The following is a 6,202-nucleotide window of genomic DNA, read 5'->3' as shown; positions in this document are numbered from 1 at the left end:
TTTTGATTTGTGTAGGTATAAGTCAAAGTTTTAGTTATAAAATTTTGCTTGATGAACAAAATGATAAAGTTAAAGTGAAATTAATAAGTATAATGAGTATTATTTTACTTGGAATAATACTTGTTTATTTTTCATATAATCCTTTAAATACACCAATTTTTATAGATATTTAAATTTTCATTAATTATTTGAAATAAAATAAAATAATGTTATAATTGAGTTACTAATATGTATATGTTTATTTCTCGAAAAGGAGGTACAATTATGAGCAAAAATATTGATGAAAACATTACTTTAAGAGAAACCTTAGAACAAGGTGATGAAATATAAGTGATAATGTGATAACTTCAATAGTAGGACTTGTTACAAGAGAAGTTGATGGTATAAGCGGTCTATATGGAGGTATAGATATTGGAGAAATATTTGGTAAAAAGAATGTTGGAAAAGGTGTAAAAACAATAATAAGTGGTAATAAAATTATTATTGATATTTCTTTAATTATAAAATACGGAGCAATAATACCTGATTTAACAGATGAAGTTAAGAAAAAAGTTAAACAATCTGTTGAATCTATGACAGGTTATAGTGTAATTCAAGTTAATATATATATTGAAGGATTAGAATGTTAAATATATTTTAAAGGGGTTAAATTTTGAAAAGAGACGTAGCAAGAGATTTAGTATATAAAATTATTTTTCAAATGAGTTTCCATGATGATTTTAATGAAAGATATGAACAAATGATTACAGATAATGGTTTAAAAGGAACTCAAGGTGAGTATGCTAAAAAGACCATTAAAGGTATATTAGATAATCTTGATGAAATTGATGGAATAATAAAAGAAAATTTAAAAGGCTGGAAGTTTGAAAGACTTTCAAATCATGTAATAGCCGTTTTAAGACTTGGTGTTTTTGAAATTATGTATAATGACGATATCCCTGCTTTGGTAGGTTTAAATGAAGCCGTTGGGTTGGCTCACACATACTCAGATGAAAAAGAGGCAAGTTTTGTAAACGGGTTATTAAATAGTGTATATAAAAAAGTTAGTTAATATTTATTGACTTGTATATGAATATATTATAATATAGTATCCAATACCAGATGATATGGTTTTGGGTATAGTGAGGATTAAAATGATAGATAATGTAATTTTAACCGTCACGGATGTAAATAGATATATTAAGACTTTACTTGATTATGATGAATTATTGTCTAATTTAAAAGTAGAGGGGGAAGTTTCAAATTATAAGAGACATTCTTCCGGACATTTATATTTTTCAATAAAAGATAATAAAGGTAAAATAAATTGCGTTATGTTTCGAGCAGACACATATTCTCTGGATTTTGAGCCTAAAGATGGCATGAAAGTTATAATAGAGGGTAATGTGTCTGTTTTTGAAAAGAACGGTAATTATCAATTATATGTCCGTAGCATGAAAAAAAAGGGTATAGGAAGATTATATGAAGAATATAATAAATTACTTGAAGAGTTGAAGGTAAAAGGTTATTTTGATAATAACATCAAGAAGCCTATACCTAAATTTATTAGTAGAGTGGCAGTTGTAACATCCAAGACGGGGGCAGCAGTAAGGGATATAATAAGCGTTATAAAAAGAAGAAATAAAAATATTGAAATAATTGTTTGCCCTGTACTTGTTCAAGGTGAGGGAAGCGGAGAAGACGTTGCTCAAATGATATACGATATAAATAGACTTAATCTTGCTGATGTGATAATAACGGGAAGAGGTGGCGGAAGCATTGAGGAATTATGGGCTTTTAATGAAAGAGTAGTTGCTCAAGCAGTATATGACAGTAAAATTCCTGTGGTTTCTGCTGTAGGGCATGAAACAGACTTTACAATATGTGATTTTGTGGCAGATTTTAGAGCTCCAACACCATCTGTTGCAGGTGAAATCGTAAGTGAACCGTTGGATAATATTATTTTTACAATTGATGAATATCAAAGAAAGGCTACAAACAGTTTAAATAATTTAATTGATTCTTATAAACAAAGAATAGAAAATGTAATAAATAAACCTGTAATAAAAAGACCAAATGCATATATTGAAAATATGGAACAGTATGTTGATAATTTAAAAGATTTCATTGATTTATCATTTGGCAATAAAATTAGTTTTAATAAGCAAAAATTAAATTCTTTGGAAAAACTAGTTAAAACTCTTTCAGTTGAAAGTGTTATAGATAGAGGATTTGCGGTAGTTGAAAAGAATGATAACATAATTACTTCTGTCAGTGAAGCAAGTATAAACGATATTATAAAAATAAGAATGAAAGACGGTAAGTTTATTTCTACAATAAATAGTATTGAAGGTGAAAATAATGAGTGATAAAAAAACATTTGAAGAAAAATTATCAAGACTTGAAGAAATAAGCAAGTTAATGGAAGAATCTAAAATTACACTTGATAATAGCGTTAAGTTATATGATGAAGCAGGAATTTTAATAAAAGAGTTAAAAGAAGAACTTTTGGATGCAGAAAAGAAAGTAAAAATATTTGTAGATGAAAAAGACGGTGAAGCTGTTATAAAAAATTTCGAAGAGGCTTAAACATGGATATAAAGAAAGAATTAAAAGAAAAACAATTATTTGTTGAAGATATATTAAATAAATATACTATTAAAGAAGGTAAGCCTGGAATAATATTTGAAAGTTTTAATTATTCATTATTTGTAGGAGGTAAAAGGATAAGACCTATTCTTTTGATGGAATCTTGCAAAGCTGTTGGGGGAGATATAAGAGAAGCATATCCTTTAATGGCTGCGATAGAGATGATTCATACATATTCTCTTATTCACGATGATTTACCATGTATGGATGATGATGAGTTAAGAAGAGGAAAACCGACAAATCATGTTTTATACGGAGAGGCAATGGCTCTTCTTGCAGGGGATAGTTTATTAAATCTTGCATATGAAACTATGATTAAAAATTGCAAAAAAGCAAATAATATAACAAGATATGTGGAAGCTATGGAAGTTATTGCTGATGCTGCAGGTATAAACGGAATGGTTGCAGGTCAGGTTATGGACATGATAAGTGAAGGAAAAGAGCCAAACGGTGAAACTCTTGATTTTATTCATGATAATAAAACAGGTGCACTTCTTAGAGCTTGTATATTAAGCGGAGCCATTATAGGAGGAGCAGATGAAGAAAAGATGGAATCTTTTAAGAAATATGCTGATTCTATAGGATTAATGTTCCAAGTTGTTGATGATATCTTAGATGTGGTATCTGATAGTGAAACTTTAGGTAAAAATGTAGGGATGGATGAGGAAAGAAACAAAATGACATATCCGTATGTTTATGGATTAGAAAAATCGTATGAAAAAGTAGAACAACTTTTAAATATTGCTCTTGAAAGTATTTCAGATTTTGATGAAAGTGCTGATTTTTTAAGAAATCTTGCAGTTTATCTATCAAGCAGAAAAAATTAATTTGAAAAGAGGAAAATTTATGAGTGAAGAAAAAAAAGATATAATAAAAAGATACACCCTTGGGGAAGAAATATTTAATTCGGTATCTCACGGTGTAGGTGTATTTTTTGCAATTGCTGGATGTACGGTTTTAATAGTCCTTAGTGCAATGTATGCTAATATGTGGGCTGTAATTGGAAGCATTATTTACGGCATAAGTATGTTTTCTTTATATCTTGCATCTACTTTATATCATTCTTTCCAAAATCGTCGTGTAAAAGAAATTTTTAGAGTATTTGACCATTGTACAATATTTTTACTTATAGCCGGTACTTATACACCTTTTACTTTATATACATTAAGAGAAAATGTTGGATGGTATATATTTGTTGTTATATGGTTAAGTGCAATAGTAGGTATAGTTTTAAATGCAATAAATTTAAAGAAATTTGAAAAAATATCTTTAGTTTTATATTTAATTATGGGATGGGCAGTTGTTTTTGCAATTAAACCTTTGGTTGCAGCTGTTTCACTTTTAACATTAGTTCTTTTAATTTTAGGAGGATTGATGTATACTGTTGGTGTAATATTTTATTGTTTGACTAAATATAAATATATGCATTCTATTTGGCACTTATTTGTTTTGGCAGGCACAATATTACATTATTTTGCAATTTTATTTAATATTATAGGTATGTAGGTAGAATATGGGGGCAAATAAAAATAAAGAAGATAAAAAAATAATTGCCAGAAATAAACAGGCAAATTTTGAGTATTTTGTTATAGAAAAATATGAAGCAGGCATTGAGCTTAAAGGTACGGAAGTAAAATCAATAAGAAACGGTAAAGTTAATTTAAAAGATAGTTATGCAAATGTTACTAAAGGAAATGAAATATATATAATTGGTATGCATGTAAGTCCTTATGAATTTGGTAACAGAAATAATGTCGATCCTTTAAGAGAAAGAAGGCTGCTTTTAAATAAAAGGGAAATAAGGAAAATAAAGGACTATCTTACAAAAGATGGATATACTTTAATCCCTTTAAATTTGCACTTTAGTAAAAGTTATGTTAAAATGGATATCGCTGTTTGTAAAGGTAAAAAGCTTTATGACAAACGAGAAAGTCTTAAAGAAAAAGATGCAAAACGTGATATAGCTAGAAACCTTAAAAATAGTTATAGATAAACGGGGATGCAATGGTTTCGACAGGGTTAGTGAGGTTAAATAAGCGAGTAGATGAGCTTAACATCTTTAAAATAAGCAAATTAAAAAATAAACGATAACAATAGATTATCTTTCGCTGCCTAGTTGCAGCGCGGTCGTGTATTTCTGACCTGCAAGAAATATAACGATTGTCACACTTTCGCAGGGACCTATATGTTGGGTGTCTTGACAATGTATAGTATTAATTAAGGCTCGCCTTATATAATTTTGTTTGTTTTATAGTATTAGGTTAAATTTTAAGACAAACTGCACTCGGAGAAAGTTTAATTTAGCTGGTTTTGGACGGGGGTTCGATTCCCCCCATCTCCACCAATGATAATAATATAAAGATTTATATTTTTTATTTTATATATTTTAATAATTAATTATAAAACAATGGTTTTAATCATTGTTTTTTTATTAAAAAAAGAGATATTTTATTAAATATCTCTGGAAAAACTGTTTATGTAATTATTAAATTGTTGTAAAATCTTTTTTTCTTTTGGATTAATATAAAATTTATTTTTTATTAATGCTTTTTGTAACCTTTCATATCTATATTTCCCTGCAGTTTTAGAAATATTACATAATTGGGATAATTCTTCAGGAGAAGATATATTCATTTCTTTTAAAACGCAAAGTGGTGCTAGAATCCTTATAGCAAACATATTTGCTTCTGTTTCCATTTCGTTGTATGTTTTAGTTTTATCTTTATTGTGTTCAAGCAAAATATGCCCCAGCTCATGGGCTATTGTAAATCTATGCCTACAAGAATTATTTATGGATTTATTAAAAAAGATTATTTTTTCATCATCTTCTGTTATGCATGAAAAGCCATCTTTATAGGTTTTTGCGATATCGTTATTATTATCGTAATATCTTATTTTTATATTTAATTCCTTGCATATATGAATGATATCAACAGGAAGTTTATTTGTTTTTGTTTCTCTTAAAATATACCAAACCAGATGTTGTATACTTTTATAATTTTTTAAATCTATTTTATTCATCTTCAGTAATTAAAACAGTAGTTTCTTTTAATTTTTTTAGTTCGGATTTACTAAGAGAATTGTAACTTATTCCGTCTTCTCTTGCTATCATTTTTAAATTGTCATTTACTTTCTTTTTTCTTTTTCCAACTTCAAATTCTTCTAAGATATCATTAACATTATATATATCGCATAAATTTAAAAAAATATCAGGGGTTGGAAGTCTTTGTCCGCTTTCCCACCCGTATATTGTTTTTATTGCAACATTTATATCTCTTTTTTCCAAAAGATATTTAACTTTTTCTATTGTTAATTTATTCTTTCTTCTAAGTTCTTTTAATTTTAGTGAGATTCCTTTCTTGCTCATACTGTTAACTCCTTGTTTTTCAATCATATAAAAAAGTCACTTTTTTGTCAATATTTTGTCAATAAATATTCTTCGATTTGAAGAGTATTTATTGACAAAGTTTTTGTGTAATATTATAATAAAATAAAAATTCTTCAAAACGGAGAAAACGATGTTAACCCAGGTGGCGGTGGCGGAAAATGTATCATGGGTATGGTAGAAAAAGTT

At 27.8% G+C, this 6,202-nt stretch carries 9 protein-coding genes and 1 other RNA gene; 8 read left to right on the top strand and 2 right to left on the bottom strand.

Going from position 1 to position 6,202, the window contains the following annotated elements:
- The first annotated feature begins 338 nt into the window (after positions 1 to 338).
- The 8 genes from FGQ49_RS09915 (at position 339) to ssrA (ending at position 4,972) form a co-directional block, all read left to right on the top strand.
- Positions 339 to 629: an Asp23/Gls24 family envelope stress response protein gene (locus tag FGQ49_RS09915; RefSeq protein WP_138269710.1), complete on the top strand. Its 291-nt coding sequence runs from the start codon at positions 339 to 341 to the stop codon at positions 627 to 629.
- Positions 630 to 652: 23 nt separating this feature from the next.
- Positions 653 to 1,051 (top strand): transcription antitermination factor NusB, encoded by a 399-nt coding sequence (gene nusB / locus FGQ49_RS09910; protein WP_138269709.1) that lies wholly within the window; start codon positions 653 to 655, stop codon positions 1,049 to 1,051.
- Positions 1,052 to 1,133: 82 nt separating this feature from the next.
- A complete protein-coding gene (gene xseA, locus FGQ49_RS09905) occupies positions 1,134 to 2,348 on the top strand; it encodes an exodeoxyribonuclease VII large subunit (RefSeq protein ID WP_171020682.1) in 1,215 nt (404 codons plus the stop codon).
- Entirely contained in the window at positions 2,341 to 2,568 is a 228-nt protein-coding gene (gene xseB / locus FGQ49_RS09900; protein ID WP_138269707.1) for an exodeoxyribonuclease VII small subunit, read from the top strand. The genes xseA and xseB overlap by 8 nt, the downstream gene beginning before the upstream one ends.
- Before the next feature lie 2 nt (positions 2,569 to 2,570).
- A complete protein-coding gene (locus FGQ49_RS09895; protein WP_138269706.1) occupies positions 2,571 to 3,455 on the top strand; it encodes a polyprenyl synthetase family protein in 885 nt (294 codons plus the stop codon).
- Positions 3,456 to 3,474: 19 nt separating this feature from the next.
- On the top strand, positions 3,475 to 4,134 hold the full coding sequence (trhA, locus tag FGQ49_RS09890; protein ID WP_138269705.1) for a PAQR family membrane homeostasis protein TrhA: 660 nt from the start codon (positions 3,475 to 3,477) through the stop codon (positions 4,132 to 4,134).
- Positions 4,135 to 4,141: 7 nt separating this feature from the next.
- Positions 4,142 to 4,621, top strand: coding sequence for an SsrA-binding protein SmpB (gene smpB, locus FGQ49_RS09885; protein ID WP_138269704.1), 480 nt, complete (start codon positions 4,142 to 4,144; stop codon positions 4,619 to 4,621).
- Positions 4,622 to 4,623: 2 nt separating this feature from the next.
- Positions 4,624 to 4,972: a transfer-messenger RNA gene (gene ssrA / locus FGQ49_RS09880) on the top strand.
- A gap of 107 nt (positions 4,973 to 5,079) precedes the next feature.
- On the opposite strand, the gene FGQ49_RS09875 is transcribed toward ssrA, so the two are convergent.
- Positions 5,080 to 5,649, bottom strand: coding sequence for an ImmA/IrrE family metallo-endopeptidase (locus FGQ49_RS09875; protein ID WP_138269703.1), 570 nt, complete (start codon positions 5,647 to 5,649; stop codon positions 5,080 to 5,082).
- The gene (locus tag FGQ49_RS09870) at positions 5,642 to 5,995 is read right to left on the bottom strand and encodes a helix-turn-helix domain-containing protein (protein ID WP_171020681.1); all 354 of its coding nucleotides are present in this window, start codon (positions 5,993 to 5,995) and stop codon (positions 5,642 to 5,644) included. The genes FGQ49_RS09875 and FGQ49_RS09870 overlap by 8 nt, the downstream gene beginning before the upstream one ends.
- Between the last annotated feature and the right edge of the window lie 207 nt (positions 5,996 to 6,202).

The organism is Anaerofustis stercorihominis (assembly GCF_005844425.1).
Lineage (GTDB): Bacteria > Bacillota > Clostridia > Eubacteriales > Anaerofustaceae > Anaerofustis > Anaerofustis butyriciformans.
The sequence above is the reverse complement of the archived record's forward strand: the minus strand, read 5'-3'. Positions and strand labels throughout refer to the sequence as shown.

What these genes read in the sequence shown, in the direction of transcription:
- xseA (WP_171020682.1), top strand. Translation starts at nt 1,134, where the DNA reads ATGATAGATAATGTAATTTTAACCGTCACGGATGTAAATAGATATATT.
- xseB (WP_138269707.1), top strand. Translation starts at nt 2,341, where the DNA reads ATGAGTGATAAAAAAACATTTGAAGAAAAATTATCAAGACTTGAAGAA.
- FGQ49_RS09895 (WP_138269706.1), top strand. Translation starts at nt 2,571, where the DNA reads ATGGATATAAAGAAAGAATTAAAAGAAAAACAATTATTTGTTGAAGAT.
- trhA (WP_138269705.1), top strand. Translation starts at nt 3,475, where the DNA reads ATGAGTGAAGAAAAAAAAGATATAATAAAAAGATACACCCTTGGGGAA.
- smpB (WP_138269704.1), top strand. Translation starts at nt 4,142, where the DNA reads ATGGGGGCAAATAAAAATAAAGAAGATAAAAAAATAATTGCCAGAAAT.
- FGQ49_RS09875 (WP_138269703.1), bottom strand. Translation starts at nt 5,649, where the DNA reads ATGAATAAAATAGATTTAAAAAATTATAAAAGTATACAACATCTGGTT.
- FGQ49_RS09870 (WP_171020681.1), bottom strand. Translation starts at nt 5,995, where the DNA reads ATGAGCAAGAAAGGAATCTCACTAAAATTAAAAGAACTTAGAAGAAAG.